The sequence below is a fragment of the Streptomyces sp. NBC_00207 genome (assembly GCF_045160965.1).
In the GTDB taxonomy this organism is placed as follows: domain Bacteria; phylum Actinomycetota; class Actinomycetes; order Streptomycetales; family Streptomycetaceae; genus Streptomyces.
This window is the reverse complement of record NZ_CP130715.1, coordinates 1742850-1766062: the sequence shown is the minus strand read 5'-3', so window position 1 is coordinate 1766062 and position 23213 is coordinate 1742850. Positions and strand designations below refer to the sequence as shown.

The following is a 23213-nucleotide window of genomic DNA, read 5'->3' as shown; positions in this document are numbered from 1 at the left end:
GCCCACCCCGGCCCGGCCCTTGCCGGTGCGCGCCGGGTGATGAGCCACACCTGTAGCACCCAAGGAACTCGCACATGACCTCCATTCGTCTCGTCGACGCCCGGCCTGCGGACCCCGAGCCGGTCGCTCCCGCGACAGGGCGGGCTGAGCGGCGCAGGAAGCGCTCGTCCCGCAAGCGTTCGCTGGCCGCCCGCTATCTCGGCTACGTCGGGTACTTCGTCGGCGCCGGCCTCATCAGCGGCGCGGTCGTCCACCACCCGCTGGACCCCGACCGCTACACGCGGATAGCCCTCTACGGCGCTCTCGTCTTCCTCGCCGCCACCGTCCTCAACGAGTTCCTCCTCACCAGGGAGCGGCCCGGGCTTCCGCGCGCACTGGTGGTGATCGGCTCCTCGCTGCTGTTGTCCTTCGGCATCGGCATGCTCAGCGGTGGACTGCAGCACTTCGACGACTTCCCCGCCCGCGGCGCGGTTCTGGTCCCCACCGGCCTCGTCGTCTCCTTCATCGCGTACGTGATCAAGGATGCCGAAACGCCCTGGCACCGCGTCTTCAGCCCCGTCGGTCTGACCGTCCTCGCCGTGGCGGCCGTCGCCTACTTCGGGCTGCGCGACGTCGCAGCCTCCATGGAGACCCCGCCCGGCGGCCAGGGCCACAGCCATGGCACCGCTGAGGAGTCCACTACGGGTGGGCCCGCGGCAGACGATCACGCCACGACCACCGGCCCCTCGGCCCCGGCTGCCGTCGGCACCGCGCCCACGGACAAGCCCGGCACGAAGGCGCCCGAGCACAACGACGGGCACAGCCACTGAGTCTCTCGGGGGGTTGGTCCGGCGAGACCGGACGAGCCCCCCGAGCAGGGCGTGCCGAAGGCTCGGGCGTCAATGGTCCGGCTGATGGGGGCGCGACGCGGCGGCCGGATGCGAAGGCTCGCGTCTGCAGGGGTCCGGTGTGATCACCAGGACGAAGAGGGCGATCAGTGCTGGCTGTTCAGGAAGCCGATCGCGACCGCACCCCACCAGGCGGCTTGTGAAACAGAGGCTGTCGCGGCCCCGCGGATCATCAGCCGGCGGCTGACCGGGCCGCCGTCGACGGCGGCCAGCCGGCGGTGAAGGGCGGACGCCTGGACGCCGTTGAGGGAGAGCAGCAGCACGAGGCCGAGCTTGACGCACGTCAGGGGTGAGCTGAGATCGGGGTGGAGGAACGCACCGCTGAAGAGCAGACCGCCGAGGCCGGCCCACACGGGGATGTGCAGCGGGGCCGTGAAGTCGAGCACTTCACGGAGGGTCTTGCGGCCCGTGAGCCACAGCGCGCCGTAGTAGTCGATGGCGAGCACCGCGCCGAAGCCCAGCACCAGGGAGGCGAGGTGCACGAAGAGCGCCACGGTGTGGAGGGTGACGTCGGCGCGCAGGTGCAGGGCGATCCACGTGGTCGCCGCCCAGCCGACGCATACCGCCAGCGATGCCGCGGCGGTCCCGCACCACGAGGGGAGCTGGAGCAGTTCTGCTTCCCGTCCATGTCTTCGTTCGGTCGCGGTGGCGTCGGCGGCGGCGGCGGACATGGGTGCTCCAGGGATCTTCTGCAGGGTGTGCCCACACATGCAAGGAGTGAGCGAAGGTAAGGCTGGCCTAAGCATCGATCGCCGTCAAGGTGACCGTCCGCACAGTGGGCACGGCCCTGCCCGGCCATGGCTCGTGCACACGCATGGGGCAGTGCCTGTAATTCCGGTTCTGGCCGCGACTTTGCATGTCGCGCATGTCGCGACGACTGCCTCTGTCGCTCGCGTCCACTCCGCTTCTGGTCCGGAGCGGAGCCGATGTGTCGCCACCGATCACGACGATGTCGGGTGGCTTCGGGCTTGACCTTCGAGTCGGGTTGAAGGTTTACGTTCGAGGTATGAGTGCACTGCGTATCTCACAGCTGGCCGACCTTTCGGGTGTTCCGGCCTCCACGCTGCGGTTCTACGAGACGGCCGGGCTGCCGTCGGCCGAACGCGCGGCCTCGGGTTATCGCCAGTACGGCCGTGAGGCGGTCGATCGTCTGGCATTCATCTCCTCGGGGAAGCTGCTGGGGCTGGCGCTGGAGGACATCCGCGATCTGCTGGACGTACGGGACGCGGGGGTCTGCGCGGCGGTGCGCGAGCGGATGCTGCCGCTGATCGCGGACCGGATCGCGGACGCCGACCGCCGCGCGACTCGGCTGGCGGCCTTCTCCGCCCACCTCGCCGAGGTCCACCGCGAGCTGGCCGGGCCCGCCCCGGCGGGCGGCTGCGGCCCCGACTGCGGCTGTACCCCGCCCCCGGACCGAGCGCCGGGCCCGGTGCTCGTCGAACTCTCGCCCACCCGCCCGCCGGATGCGACCGACGAGCCGCGGCCTGCGGTGCCGGTGGCCTGCAGCCTCGACGGGGCCGAGCTGGCGGAACGGACAGGGCAGTGGCGGGCGCTCGTCGCGCAGGCCGGCGGCCGCGAGCAGATCGACGGCGGGCTGCGCCTGCACTTTCCCGGCACGCCGGAGCTGGCCGGCGAGCTCGCGTCGCTGGCGGCGGCGCAGGGATGCTGTTCCTTCTTCGACTTCACCCTGGACCTGACACCGGATCGGCTGACGCTGACCGTGAGGGCGCCCGAAGCCGCCGGCGCACTGATGGCCGAGATGTTCGGAGCTGACGCATGAATCCTCAAGCGGAGCAGGCCTTCCTCAGACCACGGAGAGCAGGTCCACCACGAAGACGAGCGTGGAACCCGCCGGGATCAACGGCGAGGGGGACTGGTTGCCGTAGCCGAGGCGCGGGGGAATGATGATCTCGCGCCGGCCGCCGACCTTCATCCCCCGCAGTCCCCGGTCCCAGCCCTTGATGACCCTGCCACCACCCACGGCGAACTTGAACGGCTGGCCCCGGTCCCAGGAGGCGTCGAACTCCACTCCGGACTCGAAGGTGACCCCGACGTAGTGAACCCGGACGACCCTGCCCGGCTTCGCCTCGGCCCCGTCCCCGACGACGAGGTCCCGGACCGTCAGCTCCTGGGGAGCATCACCCCCCGGAAGTTCGATCTCGGGCTTCGTCAGTTCGCTCATCGCAGCCTCATTACTCTCCGCCGGAATCCCTCGTACAGACCAGCCGGGCGCATGGTCACTCCATGCAGTAGAGGCTCACGCCACCGAGAACGCTGATCGGCTGAAGTACATCAAACCCCACGGAGCCCGGCACGGCGTGACCGGGCGTGCCACGCCTTCGGTACGGCCACGGCGAGGCCCGAGCCGAGTCCGCTGAACCCCCTACGGCCACCCGAGCCACGCTGCCCCGGCCCGGGCGCCGATGGGCCTGCGCATGCTGCCCTGGCCGGTACGCCGTGCGGAGACGGAAATGCCGTCGGGGACCGGCACGGGCACGACCTGCGGCGTAGGGGAGCTTGTGGGCGCGGCGGCCCCGGATGGTGGGGTATGGCGTCAGGCCGCTGCAACGAAGACGCCGGCCAGGATGACGGAGACCCCTTGCAGTTCGGCGACGGCAACCACAACGGCGGCACGAGCCGGGATGGTTCGGCCAGGGACGGCTTCGGGGGCACGGCAGGTTCGGCGGCTGCGAGTGCTGCAGCGGGGGCCGTATGGGGGGCAGCGCGGTGGAAGACCCCGGTCCAGGTGCCCGGAAGGAAGGGTGCGCTTGCTGCCGGTCGTCCTGGAGCTCGGGGCCTGCTCCGGAAGCCATGTCCTGGCCGTTCCGGATCGGCAAAATGGTTTGAGCTCGGGCGGCGGCACCGACAGGATCGGAGAAGACCGATGAGTTCTTCCCGGCGCCGCAGTCTGTCAGTGTGACCGCCACGCGCGGAGGACACTCACATGACGGAAGGCATCATGCCCGCACCACACGAAACGCCCACCCTCTCGCCCGCCCGCGTCACCGCCGTGCTGCGGATTCTCGTGCTGTCCACGTTCGTCGTCCTCCTCAACGAGACGATCATGGTCAACGCGATCCCGCGGCTCATGCGCGATTTCGAGGTCACCGCGGCATCCGCAGGGTGGTTGTCCACGGCCTTCATGCTCACCATGGCCGTCGTCATCCCGGTGACGGGGTGGTTCCTCCAGCGCGTGACGACCCGAACCGCCTTCGGCCTCGCCATGGCACTGTTCCTCGCCGGCACGGCCCTGGCCGCGGCCGCGCCCGCCTTCCCCGTACTGCTGGCCGCCCGCGTCATCCAGGCCAGCGGCACCGCCGTCATGATGCCGCTGCTCATGACGACGCTGATGACCCTCGTACCCCCGCAGGACCGCGGCCGTGTCATGGGCAACATCACCCTGGTCATCTCCGTCGCACCCGCCCTCGGCCCCGCCGTCTCCGGTGTGTTGCTGCAACTGGGTTCATGGCGCCTGCTGTTCCTGGCCGTGCTTCCCATCGCAGGAGCCATGGCCATATTCGGTCGGCGCAACCTGATCAACATCGGCGAGCCGCAGGCCGCCCCCATCGATTGGATGTCCGTCCCCCTGGCGGCAGCGGGCTTCGGCGCCCTGGTCTACGGCCTGAGCGGGCTCGGTGCCGAGAACGCGGCCCAGGCTCCCGTGCCCCCGGAGGCCACCACCCTGGCCGGCGCCGTGCTCGTAGGCCTGTTCGTGTGGCGACAACTGGCACTGCAGCGCTCCTCCACTCCGCTGCTGGACCTCCGCACCCTGACATTCCGGCACTTCTCCGTGGCGCTGGGCCTGATGTGCCTGTCCTTCATGGCGCTCATGGGTGCGTTCATCGTGCTGCCGATCTACCTCCAGGAGGTGTGCGGCCTGACCTCGCTGCAGACCGGGCTGCTCCTCATCCCCGGTGGCCTGACCATGGGCTTGCTCGGACCGCAGGTCGGCAAGCTCTACGACCGGCTCGGCGCACCAAGACTGGTCGTACCCGGAGCCGTACTCACGGCGCTTTGCCTCGCGCTGTTCGCCCTCACGGGTGAACAGACCTCGCCGTGGCTGGTGCTCGCCCTTCACGTGGCCCTGAGTGCGGGCATGGCGTTCGTCTTCACCCCCGTCTTCACCTCCGGCCTGTCCGTACTGCCGCCGCACCTCTACCCCCACGGCTCCGCCATCCTGGGCTCGCTCCAACAGGTCGCGGCCGCCGCCGGCACCGCCCTGGTCATCAGCGTCATGTCGGGACACGCCGCCACGGCAGCAGCCGAGGGCGCCGATACCACCGGCGCCCTCGCCACGGGCATCCGGTGGGGATTCGGCATCGGCGCCGTGCTCGGCGCCCTGGCCGTGCTGGTCGCGTTGCTGGTCCGCACCCCGCCCGCTCCGCCACAGCCTGCCGCGTCGGAGGCCCAGGACGAAGACGGCACCACGACGGACAAAACCGTCCACACACCCACCTGATGCCCTGGTGATCGGCCCGGTGCTCGCCGCGACGAGCCGCGACGAGGGGGGAACGGTCCGACTGCGGCCAAGGGATTCGTCTGACCTGCTGAAACGATAGTTGGCGAGGCCTTCTGGCAGCGGCTGGCCCGGAAATGGTCCGGATCTTGGTACGTTCTGGCCCGGGCGGCAGGGATCGGGCAGGAGCGGGAAGCCGCGGGAGCAGCTGCGCTCGTCCGGGGGCTGGCAGGCGGGCTGGCCGATGCACGAGGCATGGCCGCAAGTACGCCACTCATTCAGGCCCCGGAAGGGGGGCATTGACGACTCCGAACGGTACGTGAACGCTTGGGGTGGCGGGCGCCGTGCCGGTCAGGTGGGAGACCTGGTCGTCGAAGAAGATGTGCGGGTCGAGGGCGCTCATCACGGCGGCCTTGTCGACGCCGCCGAGGAAGAAGGCGTCGTTGACGCGCAGTCCCCACTGCTTGAGGCTACGCACGGCACGTTCGTGTGCGGGGGCGTCCCGGGCGGTGACCAGGGACACCCGTAGGCGGGGCTGATAGGCGGGGTCCTTGCGGCGTTCTTCCTCTTCGCGGCGCTGGATGCGGTTGATGCCCGCGAGGAAGTCCTTCAGGGGACCTGGGTCGTGAGGGGTGGCCGCATTGAGGACTTCGTGCGCGCGGAACCCGTCGATGCCGGCGGTTCGGTAGATCCGCTCAGAGGAGTCGCCCGCCAGTACGCCGTCGAAGTCGAAGGCGATGCGGAGTTCCTGGTCGGTGTCGTCATCGACTCGCTCGGTCTCGAGTACATGCCCCGCCGGCAGGCCGTTGGCCACCGCTTCCCGAACGTCGGAACCGTTGGCCGACAGGAACAGGGACATGTTCAGAGCGGGTATGAAGCGGTGTGACGACCGGCCTTGCCGGAACACGGCCCGACTGATGTGCAAGCCGTGCGCCGCGATGGAACGCATGACGCGGAGCCCGGTGTCCGGGTCATTGCGGGACAGGATGATGACCTCGACCAGCGGATCGAGGGGCTCCGCGAGGTCGTTCAGCGACAGCAGGCGCCGGACGAAGGGGAAGGCCACCCCCTTGTCCAGGACGTCGTCCACGTGGGCCTCCTGGTACCTCCGGTACGCGTCCTCACCCTGCTCCCGGAACACCGCGTCGCAGTCGGCGAGGTCGAACAGGGCGCTGGAGGCGATCCCGATGACGACACGGTCGGACAGGTCGTACTTCATCTCGCCCCCTGCTGGCACACGTGCACATCGACATGGTTATCGCCTGTTCGAATATGCCGAAAACATGTGCGCCCCCTGCTCGGTGACCAGCTGCGCTCCGGGCGCCCGCGTCTCGTCCGCTCCTCCGAATAATGGACGGTGGCCATCCTTCTCCGGTACCCCTTCGCGCCTCCGTGTCCCCTCGGGGTGTCAGGGATCCATCCCGCGAAGGGGATCTTCGTGACCACCACGTCCGTAGCCGCGGCAGCAGGTGCCGCCGCCCACGGCTACCCCCGCCAGGGCGGGAACCGAGAGCTGAAGAAGGCGATCGAGGGCTACTGGAAGGGCATCTCACCGAACCCGGCAGTGCCGCCGGTACGGCCGAAAGATCTGAACCGATACCGGGAATCAGGCCGCGACGAGTTCCTGCTCGCGGTCCGGCGTCTTGACCTTGGGCTTCTTGTTCGGCAGCGAGAGCCGGAAGACCTTGTGCCACGCGGAGAACACCTGCTTGGGCAGAGGCCCGGTGACGTACTCCAGCTCGTACTTCTCGAACAGCGCGCGCACCTTCACCGCGACCTCGGCGTACCGGTTGCTCGGCAGGTCCGGGAACAGGTGGTGCTCGATCTGGTGCGACAGGTTGCCGGTCATGAAGTGCATGGCCCTGCTGCCGCTGATGTTCGCCGAGCCCATCATCTGGCGCAGGTACCACTGACCACGTGTCTCGCCCTTGATCGACCGGCGCTCGAAGACCTGAACGCCCTCGGGGAAGTGCCCGCACATGATCACCGAGTGGGACCAGATGTTGCGGACCAGGTTCGCGGTGAACGTGGCGGCGAGCGTGGTGAGGAAGGACGGGCCCGACAGAAGCGGGTGGATCACGTAGTCCTTGAGCACCTGCTTGCGGATCTTGCGGCCCACGGCCTTGGCCCGCGCGCGGAACTCCGGGTTCTTGCGGCGGCGCTTGTGCAGGTTCTTGCCGAGCTCCAGGTCGTACGCTGCGATGCCGTACTCGAAGAAGCAGGCGTTGATGAAGTTCCACAGCGGCTGGCCGAGGTGGAACGGGTGCCACTTCTGGTCCTCGTCGACGCGCATGATGCCGTAGCCGAGGTCGTTGTCCTTGCCGATCACGTTGGTGTACGTGTGGTGCAGCTCGTTGTGCGAGTGCTTCCACTGGTCGGCCGGCGAGACGTGATCCCATTCCCAGGTGGTGGAGTGGATCTTCGGGTCCCGCATCCAGTCCCACTGGCCGTGCAGGATGTTGTGGCCGATCTCCATGTTGTCCATGATCTTCGCCACGGACAGCCCGGCGGTGCCGAGCAGCCACGCGGGCGGGAAGAACGAGAACAGCAGCACGCCCCTGCTGACCAGCTCGAGCTTGCGCTGCGCCGAGATGACCTTACGGATGTAGGCGGCGTCCTTCTCGCCACGGCTGGCGATCACCTCGTCGCGGATCGCGTCCAGCTCGCGGCCGAGCTCCTCGATCTGCTCCGCGGTCAGGTGGGCGGTGGGGTCGATGGCGGTCAAGGTGCTCCTACCGTTCGATGTCGCAGGGGCCCGCCGCGGCGGACACGCAGGTCTGGATGAGGACGCCCGGCTCGGCCTCGGTGATCTCGCCGGTGCGCAGGTCGCGGACGGCGCCCGCCTTGAGCGGCGTGACGCAGCCGAAGCAGATGCCCATGCGGCACCCGGACGGCATGAGCACGCCGGCCTCCTCGCCGATGTCCAGCAACGGCGTGGCGCCGTCCGCCTCGACGGTCTTGCCGGTGGCGCTGAACGTGACCTCGCCGCCGCCGCCGGCGACGACGATGCCGGGGCGGAAGCGTTCGGTGTGCAGGCGCTCTCCGACGCCGTGGCCGCTCCAGAACTCCTCGGCGGCGTCGAGCAGGCCCGCGGGCCCGCAGGCCCAGGTCTCGCGCTCGGCCCAGTCGGGTACCAGTTCGTCGAGTCGGGCGATGTCGAGCACGCCGTCCGTGTCGGTGTGCACCTCGGTGAGCCGCAGCTTCTTGGCCGCGACCAGGTCGTGCAGTTCGTCGCGGAAGATCACGTCTTGCGGCCGTGGCGCGCAGTGGACCATGACGACGTCGTCGAAGTCGATGTCGCGCAGCATGCCCATCACGGGCGTGATGCCGCTGCCGGCCGTCAGGTAGAGCACCTTGGCGGGCTTGGCCTCCGGCAGTACGAAGTCACCGGTCGGCTGGTCGAGCTGGACCAGCGTGCCGGGCTTCGCCCTGCGGACCAGGTGGTTGCTGACCTTGCCGTCCGGGATCGCCTTCACGGTGATCGTGACGCGGCCGTCCTGGCGGTTCGTCGGCGAGGTGATGGAGTAGGCGCGCCACAGGCGCCGCCCGTCGACGTCGACCCCGATCCGCACGTACTGACCGGCCGTGTGGCCGCGCCAGCCCCTTCCCGGCCTGATCACGATGGTCGCGGCGTCAGCCGTCTCGGGGTGCACGGCCTCGATGCGCCCCCGCAGGTCGGCGCCCGCACGCAGCGGGCTGACCAGGTCGAGGTAGTCCGACGGCAGCAGCGGCGTCGTGACCATCTCCAGCAGTTTCCACGCCCTACTGCGGAGGGCTGCACTTGTCATGGCTCCAGCTTGCTGCGCCTCAGGGCGTAAGGTCCTAACCGTAGGACGTGAATCTGATCGGCGGAATTGTTCGCAGGGAACAAAAACATGAGCCATGTAACCCGGAGGGCCAGCGAGCTGGCCCTGGATGAGACGACGGTCACCGTACTTCGGGCCGCGCTGAAGACCACCGCCGACGAGGTCGTCCAGGCGATCATCGACGAGGTCCCTCCCTACGCCAACGCCCTTTCGGGACACATGGGCGCCACCATCCGCCGCGCCGTCCGCACCGCCCTCGGGCACTACCTGGACCTCGCGAGCGGGAACGCCACGGGCGGCGACGGCGGTGACGCGGCCTACGAGCTGGGCCGCGGCGAGGTGCGCGACGGGCGTTCGATGGACGCCCTGCTCAGCGCCTACCGCGTCGGCGCCCGCGTGGCCTGGCGATGCCTGGCAGCGGGGGCGGTACCCGCAGGTCTGCCCGCCGCCGAGGTCGCCAAGTTCGCCGAGCTGACCTTTGCCTACATCGACGAGCTCTCCGCCGCGAGCGCCGCGGGCCACGCCGACGAACTGGCCGCCCGGGGCCGGGACCACGAGCGCCACCTGGAACACCTGGCCCGCGACCTCCTTGCCGACGCGAGCCCGGACGTGCTGCTGGCCTCTGCTCAACGGGCCGGGTGGCAGCCTCCGGTTTCGCTGACCGCGGTCCTGCTGCCCGCTGCCCAGGCCCGGCCTGCCTACCGCGCGCTCGACCCGAGCACCCTCGTTCTCGACGATCTGCCGGACGCCACCGGTGTGCTGCTCGTCCCCGATGCCGACCGGTCACATCTCTTGCGGCAGCTGACCGACCGCACCGCCGTGGTCGGCCCGGCCCGGCCATGGACTCGAGCGTCCGCCTCGTACGCACGAGCCGCACGCGCCCGCTTGCTCTCCTCCGATATCCGCGACACCGAGGACCACCTGCCCGAGCTGGTGCTGAGCGCCGACGTGGACGTGCTCGCAGACCTGCGTGCCCGAGCCCTCGCACCGTTGCGGACCTTGCCTGTCGCGACCGCACGGCGGCTGGAGGAGACGTTGCGGGAGTGGCTGCTGCACCAGGGCAGGCGGGACGAGGTGGCGGCGGCGTTGTTCGTCCATCCCCAGACCGTCCGGTACCGGATGTCGCAGCTGCGGGAGCTGTTTCCGGATCTCGCATCGCCACGCCGGGTCCTCGAGCTGACGCTGGCGGTCGGTCTTCGGGTCAGCTGACGCGTACCTCGACCGTGGGAGAGGGGCTGGATGAACCGGAGGAACAGAAAGAGTCGACACCCGTGTCGAGCGGGTCGAGCCGACGGCGCCTGACGGGCGAATGCCCAGGTCAGGCGCCATCTTTCAGGCTCTAAAAGAAGCCGAGCTTCTTCGGGGAGTACGACACCAGCATGTTCTTCGTCTCCTGGTGGTACGGCGCCTACACCCATGATGACCTTGGGAAACGGCAGTGGCTTCGGTTCTCTGGCGGGGGCTGGTCCGCAAACCGACGACGTCCTCGGTCTCTGGGGTGATCCCGCGGTCACCGGAAAGCCGGCCGGTGCCGACCTGACGGCCCGCAAGAAGTCCCACCCGGTGGCCGTGGCCCTGGCCGCGGACGTGACGCGGACCGAAGAGGCCGTCACCAGCCGGCTGCGCGAGCTCTACGCGATGGCCCTGCCGTGGACCCCTTCTAGGGGCGCCCCAGGCCAGCAGGCGCGGTGCGCTCTGCTGCCAAACGGGTGGACGAGGGGACTCCTCCTTGGTGGCAGCCTGCAGGTGGGGCGAGGCGCCACATCACCTACCGATTCCTACCCCGCGGCAGGAGAAGACAGGGCCGGGGCCCGGCCTCGTTCCTCGCCGCCGCGGCGGCCCTGCAGGCCACAGACGGCGCCCTGCACGCCGCCGGGCAGGAGACCTCGGAGCAGGCCCTGGCCTCCCTGCTGCTGCACAGGTCCGCGAGCAGCTCGCTGGATGGGAGACCGACCTGATCGGAACGTCCCGGCGCGCGGGAGCCGGCTGGGCCGACCTCGCCCACATCCTCGGCGTCGCCAGCCGCCAGACCGCCGAATCGGCGACCTCGACCTCTACCGCGACAAGCTCACCGTGCACGGCACCGGCGGCCAGGTCCTCGTCGTCTGCTCTTCGGCCTGAACGCGCCCTCAGCGTGTAGCCCCTCTGACTGCGAGGAGACTGCGGACGCGCGTCGTGCGGCGGTACCGACCAGCACCGTGGCATATCGAACAGAGGCAGCGCGAAGCGCCGCCGCCCTCGACCTGGCTGGCCTACTTCCTGCCCAGAGGGGGGAAGTGAGCCCGGCACCGGCGGCGGCCAGGTCGCTGGTGCGGGACATGGCGCGGGAGCGATGCGTTCGTCGGAGAGGGCGCGCAGCCGGCCAGCCTTCTCGCCGTGTGCGAGGCGGTTGACGAGACGGCCGGGGGAGGCGGCGGCGTGGCAGACGTATGCGAGGCCTTGGGGGCACCCGGCATGGACCTGGCCGGCGATACCACGTCCGGCTGGCTCGGCGGCGAGCTCGTGGCCTACGCGACGACACGGGCCCGTGAGCAATCGGACCCAGTACACCGGGTGACCCTCGACATCGCCCTACACCGCGCGCACCGCGCCCCGAGCACGCCGCGCGCCCTGCTCGACTGGTGCCGAGGCGCCAGTACCCGCTGTCACCAAGAGCACTACGGCGAAACCCTGTTGGAGCTCACATCCGTACCCGCCACGGCCAGGCCTGGCTCGCCGAGGCGCTGGAGGACGCGATCTTCGCGGACAATTGGGGCAGCGTTTCCCATGACGGCGCGGACGTGGCGCCACTCGGTGACCGGCAGCCGGTACTTCAGGCCGGACTCCTCGTTCCTGCTCCTCTCTGAGCAGCGCCGGGAGATTCTCCGCTACCTGCTGTGCACCGAGATCGCCGACGCAGGCTCGGGAGAGGGCCGCGAGCTCTATCTCGCCAATGCCGGCACCCAGCCCGCACTGCACGACAGGGGCCTCTGTCGCGCCGTGTTCACGCACACGCCGGACCGAGCGAAGACGCAGGGTTACCGGTGGGCCGTCCTGGACGTCGACTCGACCAACCCCATTGCGGCCGGAGGGTTCTACGGCCGAATGGGCCTGCGGAGGTTTCGGACCTGGACCGCTCCTGTACTGCATTGCACCCCGCCACCGAGGCCGGCCTCCCCCTGAGGCTGCCCGGGGAGGGGCGGCGAGGTCCATGCGACATGGTCCGGTTCAGTGACAGGTCCTGCTGCAGACAAGTGGCGCGACGGCATCGACCCATGCTGCGAGGGGGGTTACTCCCTGCGCGGCGTGGGTGGCGCCTGGTGCTGCCGCCTGCGCGGCCAAGCTGCTCGGCGCCGCTGCCAGTCCACCGAGGGTGAGGAGGGGCACCGGGGAACTCCAGCGGGACGTCAACGACCCCGACGGACAGTGGGCCCCGCAGACCCGCCGCGGCAGGGACGCCCGTCGTCCTTCGAAAGGGCTCCGTGTCCTTGCCCATGCCCTGCTCCATCTTCCGGGTGAAAGGCCGCTTTGCCTCGGGCCGGTCGGCGGACGGGGGGCGAGGAGGCGGTGAGGTCCGGCTCCTTTCGCCCATGCCTTGAAGGCGGCTTCGTTGCCCGGGTCGACCCCGGCGGGCTATCAGACGGGTCCTGCGCGGTCGTCGCCGACCACCCGGCTTTGCGCGTCTGACGGGTGGTCATCGGACGTGGAGCCTCGGGGCGTCGTGGGTCTCGGGTGATCTGGGCGGCGGCGAGAATCGCCGGCTGGACCAGGCACGAGCGGCACCGGGGCGGGATCACCGATCCGGTGACCGGGAAGCCGTGACGTCGGGGCGCATTGGTCGCTGCCTCACGATCCGCCCGCGCCGCAGCGGACCTGAACAGGTGATGTCGATGCTGTCCGTTTGACGGTCGGGGGCGGGGGCAGCAGCCGTGACCGTTGGCACCAACGCTCCCGAAGATTCGATCTTTGGTGGGCTCCCACATGACCGCGTGGTGCGGGTCAGGATCGGCGCGGTCACCCCCAACTGCGCTCAGAGGTTCGCGGCCACCGCATCAATGGTGGCGTTGGCACTCTTCAGCGGGACCGCTCCAGCCAGTGCGAGCACCGACCCTTCCGCTCCGGCTGCGGTGCCCGCTGGCGCCCCCGAGGATCCCGCCCCGCGCGTGGAAGCCGGTAAGGCCGGCTCGGACGCGGACGCATCCGCCGTGATCCGGTGCGAGGGCCGGGCGCAGCGCCCGGCCAACTCCACCCACGTGCCCGGCACGATCAACGTCGTCGTGAGGTCTCGTGCACGGCGCGGGTTCCGGAGATCACCACCCGGGCAGCTCTCTACCAGGACGGGCAGCTCGTCAACCCCTGACCGCCCGGCAGGCGCAGAGCCACGTCGCAGCCGGCCGGTGTCGGAAGCCCGCCTATGCCGCGGCCTGAGCGCAATGCCTCGCGCTGCACAGGTGGCTGCCGGGTCTGGACGGGGCCGAGCTTCTGACGTCGCCGTCACGGAAGAGCGGTCAAAACCGCCTGGGGTGCTCAGTCTCAGTTGTGACTGAGCACCCCATCTGGCGGGGTTCGCCAACTTTGATGCTCACTTTGAACCGCTCTGACCTGCGTGTATGACGCTGCCTCAAGCCGGGCCGGTCAGGTGCGGTCGACGTGGACGCTGGTCGATTTCACGCGGGCGGCTGCCTCCATGCCGACCTGGAGCCCCAGCTCCTCCACGGCTTCCCGGGTCAGCAGTGACACCGGCCGTTGCGGACCGGACTGGATCGGCCGCCGCTATGGCGGCCGCCGTTCACGACCGGCTGCCGCCCGCCTACCGGAACGGCCTGGTGAACTCTCGCGACCCAGTTGCTCTACCGGCATCTTGACGGTGCCCCGCGCCGGCTGCTTGGAGATGCCCTCGCCTGAGGGTCGCGTTGCGATGGGTACAGGCCCTGCCTGCGGACGAGCGGAGGCTGGTCCTCCGTGAGCTGTCCTTCGCCGGCCCCGGAGGGCGCGCGAAGGAACGCGCCGCTGCTGATCTTCTGGATGCCACCGGCCGCCATTGAGCAGGAGGAGCCGTACACGGCGGGGTACAGGGCCTTCAGGAAGTACCCCGCCGACGTTCACGTCCACCTCACCGCCGGCGAGCCGATCGGCTCGAGTATCGAAGGCTCGTCGGCCTGGGCAGCTGAGGACTCCGCAGGACGTTGGCGGCCGCGCGTGTACGGCGGCGGCCGCGTGGCCCTGGCCTCGGGCGAGTCCCTCAGAGCGGAGCACGCCCCGGCCGGTTGGCCGGGGCGTGCTGGGTGAGGTCGACTGGCCTGGTTCAGGCGGTCGGCTGTGGCTGGCGAAGTTCTGCCTGGCCGAAGAGGAGTGCGTAGCCGGTGGGGAGTTGGTGGAGGATGCGGGTGAGGAGGTCGGGGCCGGAGAGGCGGGTGACGACGGCGAGTACGGCGCCGGTGTCCCAGCGGGCGATGGCCGGGGTCGTGCCGACGCGGGCGGCCATCTCTTTGACGAAGCTCCAGCCGGTGAGTTGTTCGGTGGCGGGGACCTGGGCGGTGAGGGTGAGGGCGGCTTCGACGGGCAGGGCCTGGGCGAGGTCGATGCGTTCGTCTCCGACGAGCTGGCGGCCGAGGGCGGCGAGGACCGTGCGGACGGCTTCTTCTGCGCGTTCGCGGGTGGGGTAGGCGCCTTCGTAGCGCACGCGTTCCAGCATCTGCTCAAACGTCATGGCGGGCTGGGCCTGGTTCGGTGTCCGGCCGGTGGCGTCGGCCGGTCAGGTGGGCTGGGGGTGGCCGAAGAGGAGGTCGTAGCCGGGCGGGAGCTGGAGCAGCGCTTCGCGGATGAGGATGTCTCCGGCGGCTGCGGCCACGGTGGAGAGGACCGCGCCGATGTCCCACAGGGCCGTTTTCTCGGTGGCGCCTTCGATCCAGGCCGCGGTCGCGCGGACGAAGCGTTCGGGGGAGAGCGGTTCGGCGGCCTGCAGGGGGTTGAGGAGGATCAGGGCGTAGGTCTCGGGGAGCCGGGCGGCGAGCTCGGCCCGCACGGTGCCGACCAGGTGGGCGCCCAGCAGGGCGAGGACGACGCGGGCCGCGCGTTCGGCTTCTTCCCGGGTCCGGTACTCGCCGCGTTCCCGGACGTGGTCCAGGAACGCTTCCCGGCGCATCGACATCTCACGTCACCTCCATGGGAGGGGTGAAAGGGGGGAAGGGGTGCGGAGGACGGGGTGCCGGAGGGGGATCGGGTTCCCCGTCCTCGGCCGCCGGTGCCGTCCGGGTCAGCCGGAGATCTGCTTGCGGCCGGACTCGCCGCCGATGGCGATCTTCCGCGGCTTGGCACGCTCGGCGATCGGGATCCGCAGGGTCAGGACACCCGCGTCGTAGTCGGCTTCGATGCGCTCGGTGTCGAGGGTGTCGGCCAGCATGATCTGACGGGAGAAGGCACCGAGAGGGCGCTCGGAGAGTTCCATCTGCACGCCGTCGGACTTCTCCGCGGGCCGGCGTTCGGCCTTCACGGTCAGCATGTTCCGCTCGACGTCGATGTCGATCGCCTCGGTGCTCACGCCGGGGAGGTCGAAGGCGATCACGTACACGTCGCCCTGGCGGTAGGCGTCCATCGGCATCACGGACGGCTTCGACCAGGTCCCGGACGTGCCGGAGAGCTGCTGGACGATGCGGTCCATCTCGCGGAACGGGTCAGTGCGCATCAACATCGCGAAACACCTCCAGTTGGTTCAGGCAGGAACTGCCAATGCGCTTCAACGTGCTCCCGTTGTAACATGTCATCGAAACGATGACAAGCAAGGAGTCATCTGGAGGATGACAGAGTCACGGAGACCGCCATGACCGAGGCCGCAGAGCCGACTGCACCCGTCACCTTCCTGGCCGCCGCCGCGGCATTGGAGACCATCAATCAAGCCGTCAAGGACGCCCAGCAAGGCTCCACGAGCACATCGGTATCGGCGTCGGCACCGGCCGAGGGTCCGCACCCGGCCCTGGCCGCGCTGCTGATGCTGCGAGAGGTCCGTGAGCAGCTCGCCGGCTGGGAGAGCGGGCTGATCGAAACCGCCCGCGGTAGGGGCGCGAGCTGGGCCGACCTCGCCGGACCCCTCGGGGTGGCCAGTCGCCAGGCCGCCGAACGCCGCTACCTGCGCCTACGCCCCGGCGCTGCCGGAAGCACCGGCGAGCAGCGTGTCCAGGCCACCCGCGACACCCGCGCCGCCGACCGCACCGTGAATGGCTGGGCCCGTGACAACGCGGCCGACCTGCGCCGGCTCGCAGGCCAGGTCACCGCCCTCACCGGTCTCCCCGCCAGCGCCGATTCCGCCGTCGGCGACCTGAACCTGGCTCTCGCCGACAACGACGTCTCCCGCCTCGTGCGCCCGCTGGCCGACACCCGGCCTCATCTGCGGCCGGAGGACGCCGAGCTCGCCGAACGCATCGACGCCCTGACCCGACACGCCGACCAGCTTCGCCGGGACACCCACGACCAGCGCAGCATGTGATCCGCACCCCGAACCCTCGACCGGCGTCGGGACCGCGCCCGTCGACTCAAGGAGTGATCCACCATGCCCGAACACCCTCCCCGGGAGGCCGGCGGCAACGGCATCGCCGTGGACGACTTGGACCACACGGTCGCCGTCCGGCCCGTCGGAGAGATCGACATCGAGACGGCACCCTCCCTCCAGCTCGCCCTCACCGAAGCTCTCGCCCACGCCTCGTCGGCCAAGCCCGTGGTGGTCGACTGCAGCCGCCTCACCTTCTGCGACTCCTCGGCACTCAACGCACTCCTCACCGCGCGACGGGCAGCTCAGGAGACCGACACCGTCATCCGCCTGGCAGCCCCCAACCACCAGTTTCAGCGCCTCCTGGAGATGACCGGCGCCCTGCCCCTGTTCCCCGTGGACGCAGACCCGCCGGCCAACGGCCGCATTCCGACGGGATACCCCGACGGAATGCAGTAGGCAGGCCGGTGGTGCCCGGGTGCTGACCGGCGTGCGGCGTAGCCGGGTCGCCTTTCCGGGGCAAAACCCTGCCGTGGGCGAGGTGCTTCATGCCGCACTGGGTAGACGGCGTCAGGGCGGCCGGCCGTGCCGCCCGGTATGCCGATGCTGAGGAGGCGATCGTGGACGGGATCGTGCTGCTCAAGTAAGACCACAAGACCGTGGAGAAGCTGTTCGAGCAGTTCGAGAAGGCCGGCGACGACGCGCACGCCGAGAAGCGGAAGGTCGCCGACCAGGTGATCGAAGCACTCACCGCCCACGCCTGGATCGAGGAGAAGATCTTCTATCCGGCCGCCCGTGAGGCCGCCCCCGACACCAAGGTCCACGTGCTGGAAAGCATCGGTCCGAGCTCAAGCCTCGACCCGAGCGACGAGCGGTTCGACGCCAAAATGAGCGTCCTGATGGAGAACGTCCGCCACCACGTCGAGGAAGAGGAGAAGGAGTGGTTCCCCGACGTCCGCAAAGCCGTGGGCCGCAACCGCCTCACCGAAGTCGGCCAACAGATGGAAGCCGCCAGGAAGAAGGCCCCCGGTAGCCCGCTCGCCGTCCCCAGCGCCAAGAAGTAGCCCGCCTGGCTGTCGGTTGTCTCCTTCGCCGGGCCGCGTCGTTGTACCGGGCATGATCAGTACGCAGCAGATCGCCGGTGAAACGGCAGCCCTGGACCTGATGCCGGCCCACCTCACCCGGGATCCCGAAGCCATCGCCTCCGCCACCACCGACACTGCCGCCTGCCCCACCAGCCAGGCCTACGCGCGCCAGCAGCTCTGGGGGCTGCTCCAAGACGCCGTCCTCGCCCGCCCCGGCTTCTCCCTCAACCTCCCGGCGGTAGTTGGCCCCGCGGGACGGGCCTGACTCCAGCACGTCACCATGAACGGCCCCGTGGCGGACACCGTCCCGGCCCTGGCCGACGACGGAGCCGACCCCCGCCACCACCTCGACGACACCCAGTGGACCGCCACCTACGCCATCAGCGCCGTCGCCCGCATCATCGACGTCTACGGACCGGCCGTGGCCGCCGAACGCCTCACCCGGATCCGGGACGCCGGCTGACTCCCGCAGGTCAACCCGTAGGGCCAGGTACACGCGCGCCGCGGCTTCATGGGGAGCAAGGTGGCACCGGCCCGGCAGTGCCCGGCGTCGTCAGATGTCGCTGGTCCACACCTCGGGGCCGCCGCCCTCCCAGCTGATCGGCCCGTCCTCGGACAGATCCACATCCTCCAGCCCGGCCCGGCGGAGGAACACCGACACGTCCCCGGGCGTGAACGCCCGGCCCAGGTCCGCGTCCACGCCGAGCGCATGCACAGTGACCTTGCGCCCGCCCTGCGGCGACACGGGGTGAATCACGATCTCCGTCTGGTCCGCCATACATCCACAGTGCGTCGGGCCGACCCATCCGGCATCCGGAGCTCACCCCCGTAGCTGCGTACGCGTCTCGCGAGAGCACAGCAGCCCGTACCACCCTTGACGCCCTTTCAGAACTGCCGGAGGGGAGGGAGTTTGGAGGCCCGCGGCCGGGTTGGACGCGTGGATACCGGAAGCTGCCGCCTGGGGGTGGGGTGCTTCCGGAGCGGGCCCCGCCGCATGCCGCCCTTCCCCCCGGCGTCATGCGGCAGGCCCGCCCGCACACAACGCGTCCGCGGACGGCGGCAGCCACTCCGCCGCATCCTGGTCGGCCTTGCTCCGGTTCGAGCGGGCTGTCACCGCGACCAGCGAGGCCAGCTGGCCCTGGTGGCAGCAACAGGCTGTGAACGGGTTCAACGGTGATCGGGAGGGTAGGCGACGGCCACGATCCGGATCCGCCGGCGAAAGGCAAACACCGATGTTGATGGCTCACCCGGCCGTGCTCCCCGGCCTCGTCGACCGCTACTGGGCGCTGTCCGTACTTGACGCCGCGGAAGGCGAATCGCCCGTGCGCAAGGAGATCGAGGACGTCGAGCGAGCGCTCTGCGTGTCCACCGGCACCACGGACGTGCACGCCGCCCTCATTGCCGCCCGCCACCACCTGCCCGGCACGGGTACCCTCGACGACTCCGTGCTCGTCTCCGGCTGATCGATTCAGCCGCAAGTAGGCGCTACCGGCTCTCAAGCAGGCAGAGGCGGGGCGGGATGCGTGTGGTTCGTGGGCACGCTCCAGCCTGAGGGCGGCCGGTACGGCGTGGACCGACCACGGGCGGCGCCCATGGCGACAGCTGCCCCGCGAAGTTCACCCGTTCGGATGCGAAGGGGGTGCCGATGCGCTTGGTGCGGCAGAGGCTGGGCCCATGGCCGCCAAGCTGATCGTCTACCCGCCCGACCAGCAAGGCTGGCGACGTGTCCGCTATGACGGCATCGCCATCGGAGTGGCACACCGCCCGGCCGATGTCCGAGCTTTCCTCGCCGCTGCCGGGATGGAGAACGCCGAGGACGTCGACCTCACCGACCCCGACTTCGTGGAATGGCGTGGGGCCGGCCCCGAGGCGTGGGAACTGTTTCCCTGACCTGTCTCCCCGTTCAGGTGGAGACTTCTCGTGGGCCGCCGCACCCGGCAGGGGCTGAGCGGGTGATCCCACGCTGACCGTGGACGGCCGTGCGGCGACCGGAGGAGCAGAGCGGTGACTGAGACGGTACCGATGGTCGTGTTCGCGAACTTCCTCTCGGACTTGGCGGTGGATCTCGACGAGGGGCAGATCCTGACGACGTGGTCCCAGCAGGCGCCGCGGAAGGCGTGGCTGCTCCGGCCGGGGGACGTGTTCGTCACTCCGGTGCCGTTGAGCCGGGAGTTCTTGCGGTACGTGTACGACCTGACGGGGGTGCCCCCGGAATCGGTGGCCGTCGTCGAGGTGCCTCCCGCCGGAGCCGTTCCGCTGGCGCGGGCGGTGCGCGAGGCCGGCCTCGAAGAGCACGTGCGGGCGCTCGCCGGTGACCGGGGTGCGGTGCTGCTGCCGACAGCGCTCGACGCGTCGGCGATCGCGTTCGCCCGGGACATCGGCATCGCGGTGCACCCGTACCCGACGGTCGAGGCCGCCGAGGTGGCGCTGCGGATCACCATGCTGCTCAACACGAAGACCGGCTTCCGCGCGACGGCCGGGCAACTGGGCATGCGGCTGCCCGCGGGGCGGATGTGCCGGCGCCCGGAGGCCGAAGGTGTGGCACGCGATCTCCTGCGGGACCACGAGCGTGTGGTGGTGAAGCCCGACCGTTCGGCGGGAGGGCACGGCATGCGCTTCGTGTCCCGCGACGACCTGAGGGGCGAGGCGAGCCTGCTGCTCGATACGGTCGGCGGGCCCGAGGGCCTGTGGGTGGTGGAGGAGTGCCTCGACGTGGCCGAGTCGGTGAGTATCCAGATGGAGGTGGCTGCCTCCGGGGCACACGCGCTCTTCAGCGGTGCGATGCGCACGGTTCAGGGCTCTTTCACGGGGTACGCCTCTCCGCTGCCGCCTTCCGGTGCGCACGTGGCCGACGCACTGGAGGAGTGGGGGACGTCCCTGGGCCGCCACCTGGCCGACCACGGCTACGCCGGGCCTTTCGGGCTCGACGCGCTGGTGGACACGGCCGGCACCGTGTACGCGAGTGAGAGCAACATCCGCCGTACGGCCACCACCACACCCCACGCCATGGTCACCCGGCTGACTGCGGGATCCGCCGCGCCGCCCCCGGCGTGGTCGGTGGCGAAGGGCTGGACGCGCAGCCCCATGGACTTCGAAGAAGCCCTTGCCCGGATGCGCGCTTCCCACCTCGCGTTCGACGCGGATCGCGGCGAGGGCGTGGTGCTGTACGCGGACGCCCCGCCCGACGGCCGCTCCTGGCGGTACGCGGTGATTGCCGGGAGTGCCGGGGACGTCGAGGAGCAGGAAGCCGCGGTGGCCGAGGTCCTCGAATTCGAGGGCGGCTGACCCCACCACGAAGCCGGTCCCGGCACCCAGAGGGGTGCCGGGACCGGCTTCGTGGTGCGGGATCGGGATCAGGCGGGGCGGCCGCCGAAGGGAGTGCCGGGGCCGTAGTACGTGCCCAGCTCCTCCCGGTACCCGGGGTCGCCGAGGTGCTTGTCCCGGTGGAACTCGGGGGCGTTCTTGATCTGTTCCTTGGTGCGGTCGACGAAGACCTTCTGGTCCTCCGTGTCGATCCTGACGACCGTGCCGGCCGGTAGCAGGACCTCCTTGCCGAAGATCCATACGCCGGTGTCCACTACGAGGTAGGCGTCACCGACCTCGTCGGAGTGCTTGTCGACCTTGCCGATGCTGCCGTCGGTCGCCTCGACCTTGTAGCCGGTCAGATCGGTACCGGCCAGGCGGCCCGCGGTCGGCTGGTAGCTCCACACATGCTCAGTCACGCGAAAAACAACTCCTCCGGTCGACGGGAGACGGCGGAATGGCGAACTCTCCACCGCTCCTCCCTGTTCCGTACGTCGTGTTCGGCGGTTGTGCTGCGTTGCGCCTGGACTCCGCCTTCCCCGCCATGCGGCCTTACGCACCCGGATCGAAATGCGGGACCGGGCGGCCGTCGATCATGGGAGTTGAGCCGGTTCCCGGTATTGCGCTTCCTCTTACGGTTACCAGCGATACCAGCGGCCGCTACCGCCCTTGGGGCGGGCGACGAAACCGATCAGCCATAGGATCAGGACTGCGATAGCCACCCACCAAAGAATCTTCACCGCGAAACCCGCGCCGAAGAGGAGAAGGACCAGCAGAAGAACGAGAAGCAGGGGAACCATAGTTGTCAACCTCCGAAGCACCGTGTGCCCTACCGCGCTCGGGGCATGTACTCGATTCCCGCTTGTTTCTTGTTCTGATGGCTGGGCAGGAGATTCTGCCTGCATTCCGCGGCGGAGTCGTACGGGGCCGATGTGTCGGGGGAGACCTTCTTACGCCGCTTGGCCCCACCTCCCGACCGGTGAAGCGTCCTACGGGCAGAACATCCTCCATGAACAGCAATGACGAGATGGATCCGGCACACCAGGTTCCGGACGGTGTGGACGAGAAGACGGTGCGGGCCCTGGGTGCCCTGTCGAAGGCGCTGGAAACCACGGAGCGGGCTCGCGGTCACCTCTACGGGTTCCACCAGCTGACCGGGACCGCGGACTTCGAGCTCGGCGACGCGGTCCGGCTCTTGCGCGAGGCGGGGCACGACGAGCAGGCCGATCGGGTGGAGCGTGAGATCGTGGGCCGCAATGTCATCCCGGGCCACTGGACGTTCCAGATCGTCGAGGCCTACAACTCCACCTACTACCAGCCCTTCGCGACAGTGGAACGGGACATCGTCGACGAGGTTGCCGGTGGGCGGGGCCACCTCCTGGAGGCCCGCCTCAAAACCATTCGCCGCACTCACCACCACCCGGACCACACCGCAACGCCCCCCTCTGAGCCCCCAGAACTCAGCTGACGACCAGGGCTCATCAGACGGGATGGAGCGGGAGCGCAGAAGCTCCCTCATGCTGCGGCGTGCGCTCCGACGGCCCGTCGGTACGCCACGTGCCCGCCCAGTGCGCCGCTGACGGCTACGGCAGCCATTCCGCTCAGAGCCCACAGCCGGCCCCGCGCCGAGCGGCCGCGGAGCCGAGCGGCCAGGGACGCGGTGTAGCAGGCCACCGCAGCGACGTTCGAGGCCGCGTGGACCAGGCCGATCCGGGCCTGCTCGGGCGGCAGGTCCGCCCAGTCTGCCCAGCCGGTGACCGCGGCCGGTGCGACGCCGACGAGTCCGACGGCGGTCAGGACGACCGTCGCGTGGTGTGTCCCGGGCACGAAGTCGAGTACCGAGGCTGACAGCCAGCATCCGATGGGTACCTGCACGAGCACGGGGTGCACGGGGTGGCCCAGCGGTCTGCCGCGCAGCAGATCGCGCATGGCGCCCAGGGGGAGTGAGCTGATTCCCCGCTGTAGCGCCCTGATGGCCGGATCGGCCACCGTCGTTCGTTGAGCCGGTCCAGGGTCTTCAGCCAGCATGCCGAGGCAGTGTCGAGGGCTGTGGTCGGTCCGCCCGTAGGCGAGGTGTTGCGGGTGTTTGAGTTCATGCACGACGCCTGCCCGCTGCCCTGCAGCCGTCCCGCCCCGGCCTCGACTGCACCCGAACGACAGGCCCGCCAAATGGGGCACGACGATCGAGCGGCTCGCCGGCGCTGTGATCATCGC

The 23213-nt window shown here is 69.9% G+C and carries 26 protein-coding genes and 3 pseudogenes; 15 read left to right on the top strand and 14 right to left on the bottom strand.

Annotation, left to right across the window (positions count from 1 at the left end):
- The first annotated feature begins 74 nt into the window (after window positions 1-74).
- A complete protein-coding gene (locus tag OG472_RS08715; protein ID WP_401604290.1) occupies window positions 75-809 on the top strand; it encodes a hypothetical protein in 735 nt (244 codons plus the stop codon).
- Window positions 810-973: 164 nt separating this feature from the next.
- On the opposite strand, the gene OG472_RS08710 is transcribed toward OG472_RS08715, so the two are convergent.
- Window positions 974-1558, bottom strand: coding sequence for a hypothetical protein (locus OG472_RS08710; protein WP_401604287.1), 585 nt, complete (start codon window positions 1556-1558; stop codon window positions 974-976).
- 335 nt (window positions 1559-1893) lie between these two features.
- Here OG472_RS08710 and OG472_RS08705 point away from each other — a divergent pair, with 335 nt between their 5' ends.
- Window positions 1894-2667 (top strand): MerR family transcriptional regulator, encoded by a 774-nt coding sequence (locus OG472_RS08705; protein ID WP_405941250.1) that lies wholly within the window; start codon window positions 1894-1896, stop codon window positions 2665-2667.
- Window positions 2668-2691: 24 nt separating this feature from the next.
- On the opposite strand, the gene OG472_RS08700 is transcribed toward OG472_RS08705, so the two are convergent.
- Complete coding sequence (locus OG472_RS08700; RefSeq protein ID WP_405941249.1) at window positions 2692-3069, bottom strand: FKBP-type peptidyl-prolyl cis-trans isomerase; 378 nt, start codon at window positions 3067-3069, stop codon at window positions 2692-2694.
- A 762-nt stretch (window positions 3070-3831) separates the two neighbouring features.
- On the opposite strand from OG472_RS08700, the gene OG472_RS08695 reads away from it, so the two are divergent.
- Window positions 3832-5346, top strand: coding sequence for a DHA2 family efflux MFS transporter permease subunit (locus OG472_RS08695; protein ID WP_401604280.1), 1515 nt, complete (start codon window positions 3832-3834; stop codon window positions 5344-5346).
- Between the two features lie 271 nt (window positions 5347-5617).
- Here OG472_RS08695 and OG472_RS08690 read toward each other — a convergent pair whose 3' ends face one another.
- From OG472_RS08690 to OG472_RS08680, 3 genes are all read right to left on the bottom strand, one after another.
- The gene (locus OG472_RS08690; RefSeq protein WP_401604270.1) at window positions 5618-6562 is read right to left on the bottom strand and encodes a 5'-nucleotidase; all 945 of its coding nucleotides are present in this window, start codon (window positions 6560-6562) and stop codon (window positions 5618-5620) included.
- Between the two features lie 387 nt (window positions 6563-6949).
- Window positions 6950-8068, bottom strand: a complete 1119-nt coding sequence (locus OG472_RS08685) for a fatty acid desaturase family protein (protein ID WP_401604267.1) — start codon at window positions 8066-8068, stop codon at window positions 6950-6952.
- A gap of 7 nt (window positions 8069-8075) precedes the next feature.
- Window positions 8076-9131 carry a ferredoxin reductase gene (locus OG472_RS08680; protein ID WP_405941248.1) on the bottom strand — a complete coding sequence of 352 codons (1056 nt, stop codon included), beginning with the start codon at window positions 9129-9131 and terminating at the stop codon, window positions 8076-8078.
- Between the two features lie 87 nt (window positions 9132-9218).
- Here OG472_RS08680 and OG472_RS08675 point away from each other — a divergent pair, with 87 nt between their 5' ends.
- The 3 genes and pseudogenes from OG472_RS08675 (at window position 9219) to OG472_RS08665 (ending at window position 12311) form a co-directional block, all read left to right on the top strand.
- Window positions 9219-10358 carry a helix-turn-helix domain-containing protein gene (locus OG472_RS08675; RefSeq protein WP_405941247.1) on the top strand — a complete coding sequence of 380 codons (1140 nt, stop codon included), beginning with the start codon at window positions 9219-9221 and terminating at the stop codon, window positions 10356-10358.
- Between the two features lie 554 nt (window positions 10359-10912).
- Window positions 10913-11187 (top strand): annotated as a pseudogene (locus tag OG472_RS08670) (type III effector protein); the annotation flags it as partial.
- Between the two features lie 728 nt (window positions 11188-11915).
- Window positions 11916-12311 (top strand): hypothetical protein, encoded by a 396-nt coding sequence (locus tag OG472_RS08665; RefSeq protein ID WP_405828791.1) that lies wholly within the window; start codon window positions 11916-11918, stop codon window positions 12309-12311.
- Window positions 12312-13763: 1452 nt separating this feature from the next.
- Here the strand turns inward: OG472_RS08665 and OG472_RS08660 are convergent.
- The 4 genes and pseudogenes from OG472_RS08660 to OG472_RS08645 form a co-directional block, all read right to left on the bottom strand.
- A pseudogene (locus tag OG472_RS08660) lies at window positions 13764-13892 on the bottom strand (TOBE domain-containing protein); the annotation flags it as partial.
- 541 nt (window positions 13893-14433) lie between these two features.
- Window positions 14434-14838, bottom strand: a complete 405-nt coding sequence (locus OG472_RS08655; RefSeq protein WP_405941246.1) for a DUF2267 domain-containing protein — start codon at window positions 14836-14838, stop codon at window positions 14434-14436.
- A gap of 45 nt (window positions 14839-14883) precedes the next feature.
- On the bottom strand, window positions 14884-15279 hold the full coding sequence (locus tag OG472_RS08650) for a DUF2267 domain-containing protein (protein ID WP_405828787.1): 396 nt from the start codon (window positions 15277-15279) through the stop codon (window positions 14884-14886).
- A 105-nt stretch (window positions 15280-15384) separates the two neighbouring features.
- Complete coding sequence (locus OG472_RS08645; RefSeq protein WP_405941245.1) at window positions 15385-15819, bottom strand: Hsp20/alpha crystallin family protein; 435 nt, start codon at window positions 15817-15819, stop codon at window positions 15385-15387.
- Between the two features lie 129 nt (window positions 15820-15948).
- Here OG472_RS08645 and OG472_RS08640 point away from each other — a divergent pair, with 129 nt between their 5' ends.
- The 5 genes from OG472_RS08640 (at window position 15949) to OG472_RS08620 (ending at window position 18159) form a co-directional block, all read left to right on the top strand.
- Window positions 15949-16611, top strand: a complete 663-nt coding sequence (locus OG472_RS08640; RefSeq protein WP_405941244.1) for an HSP18 transcriptional regulator — start codon at window positions 15949-15951, stop codon at window positions 16609-16611.
- A gap of 63 nt (window positions 16612-16674) precedes the next feature.
- Window positions 16675-17070, top strand: coding sequence for an STAS domain-containing protein (locus tag OG472_RS08635; RefSeq protein ID WP_401604250.1), 396 nt, complete (start codon window positions 16675-16677; stop codon window positions 17068-17070).
- A gap of 200 nt (window positions 17071-17270) precedes the next feature.
- On the top strand, window positions 17271-17675 hold the full coding sequence (locus OG472_RS08630; RefSeq protein WP_405828781.1) for a hemerythrin domain-containing protein: 405 nt from the start codon (window positions 17271-17273) through the stop codon (window positions 17673-17675).
- Between the two features lie 52 nt (window positions 17676-17727).
- A complete protein-coding gene (locus tag OG472_RS08625; protein ID WP_401604245.1) occupies window positions 17728-17961 on the top strand; it encodes a hypothetical protein in 234 nt (77 codons plus the stop codon).
- 15 nt (window positions 17962-17976) lie between these two features.
- Window positions 17977-18159: a hypothetical protein gene (locus OG472_RS08620; protein WP_405828780.1), complete on the top strand. Its 183-nt coding sequence runs from the start codon at window positions 17977-17979 to the stop codon at window positions 18157-18159.
- A gap of 90 nt (window positions 18160-18249) precedes the next feature.
- Here the strand turns inward: OG472_RS08620 and OG472_RS08615 are convergent, their stop codons facing one another.
- Both OG472_RS08615 and OG472_RS08610 read right to left on the bottom strand, forming a co-directional pair.
- Window positions 18250-18474 carry a hypothetical protein gene (locus tag OG472_RS08615; protein ID WP_401604240.1) on the bottom strand — a complete coding sequence of 75 codons (225 nt, stop codon included), beginning with the start codon at window positions 18472-18474 and terminating at the stop codon, window positions 18250-18252.
- A 258-nt stretch (window positions 18475-18732) separates the two neighbouring features.
- Window positions 18733-18837, bottom strand: a pseudogene (locus OG472_RS08610) (HNH endonuclease); the annotation flags it as partial.
- Window positions 18838-18928: 91 nt separating this feature from the next.
- On the opposite strand from OG472_RS08610, the gene OG472_RS08605 reads away from it, so the two are divergent.
- The 3 genes from OG472_RS08605 to OG472_RS08595 all read left to right on the top strand — a co-directional run bounded on the left by OG472_RS08605 (window position 18929) and on the right by OG472_RS08595 (window position 20981).
- Window positions 18929-19159, top strand: coding sequence for a DUF5133 domain-containing protein (locus OG472_RS08605; protein WP_401604238.1), 231 nt, complete (start codon window positions 18929-18931; stop codon window positions 19157-19159).
- A 211-nt stretch (window positions 19160-19370) separates the two neighbouring features.
- Window positions 19371-19586, top strand: a complete 216-nt coding sequence (locus OG472_RS08600; protein WP_405941243.1) for a hypothetical protein — start codon at window positions 19371-19373, stop codon at window positions 19584-19586.
- 114 nt (window positions 19587-19700) lie between these two features.
- Window positions 19701-20981: a peptide ligase PGM1-related protein gene (locus OG472_RS08595; RefSeq protein WP_405941242.1), complete on the top strand. Its 1281-nt coding sequence runs from the start codon at window positions 19701-19703 to the stop codon at window positions 20979-20981.
- A gap of 68 nt (window positions 20982-21049) precedes the next feature.
- Here OG472_RS08595 and OG472_RS08590 read toward each other — a convergent pair whose 3' ends face one another.
- Both OG472_RS08590 and OG472_RS08585 read right to left on the bottom strand, forming a co-directional pair.
- Window positions 21050-21418: a PRC-barrel domain-containing protein gene (locus OG472_RS08590; RefSeq protein ID WP_401604231.1), complete on the bottom strand. Its 369-nt coding sequence runs from the start codon at window positions 21416-21418 to the stop codon at window positions 21050-21052.
- 219 nt (window positions 21419-21637) lie between these two features.
- Window positions 21638-21799: a hypothetical protein gene (locus OG472_RS08585; RefSeq protein WP_037789996.1), complete on the bottom strand. Its 162-nt coding sequence runs from the start codon at window positions 21797-21799 to the stop codon at window positions 21638-21640.
- A gap of 209 nt (window positions 21800-22008) precedes the next feature.
- Here OG472_RS08585 and OG472_RS08580 point away from each other — a divergent pair, with 209 nt between their 5' ends.
- Window positions 22009-22467 carry a hypothetical protein gene (locus OG472_RS08580; RefSeq protein WP_405828776.1) on the top strand — a complete coding sequence of 153 codons (459 nt, stop codon included), beginning with the start codon at window positions 22009-22011 and terminating at the stop codon, window positions 22465-22467.
- Between the two features lie 47 nt (window positions 22468-22514).
- Here the strand turns inward: OG472_RS08580 and OG472_RS08575 are convergent, their stop codons facing one another.
- Window positions 22515-22928 (bottom strand): DUF2231 domain-containing protein, encoded by a 414-nt coding sequence (locus OG472_RS08575; RefSeq protein ID WP_405828774.1) that lies wholly within the window; start codon window positions 22926-22928, stop codon window positions 22515-22517.
- Window positions 22929-23213 lie beyond the last annotated feature (285 nt).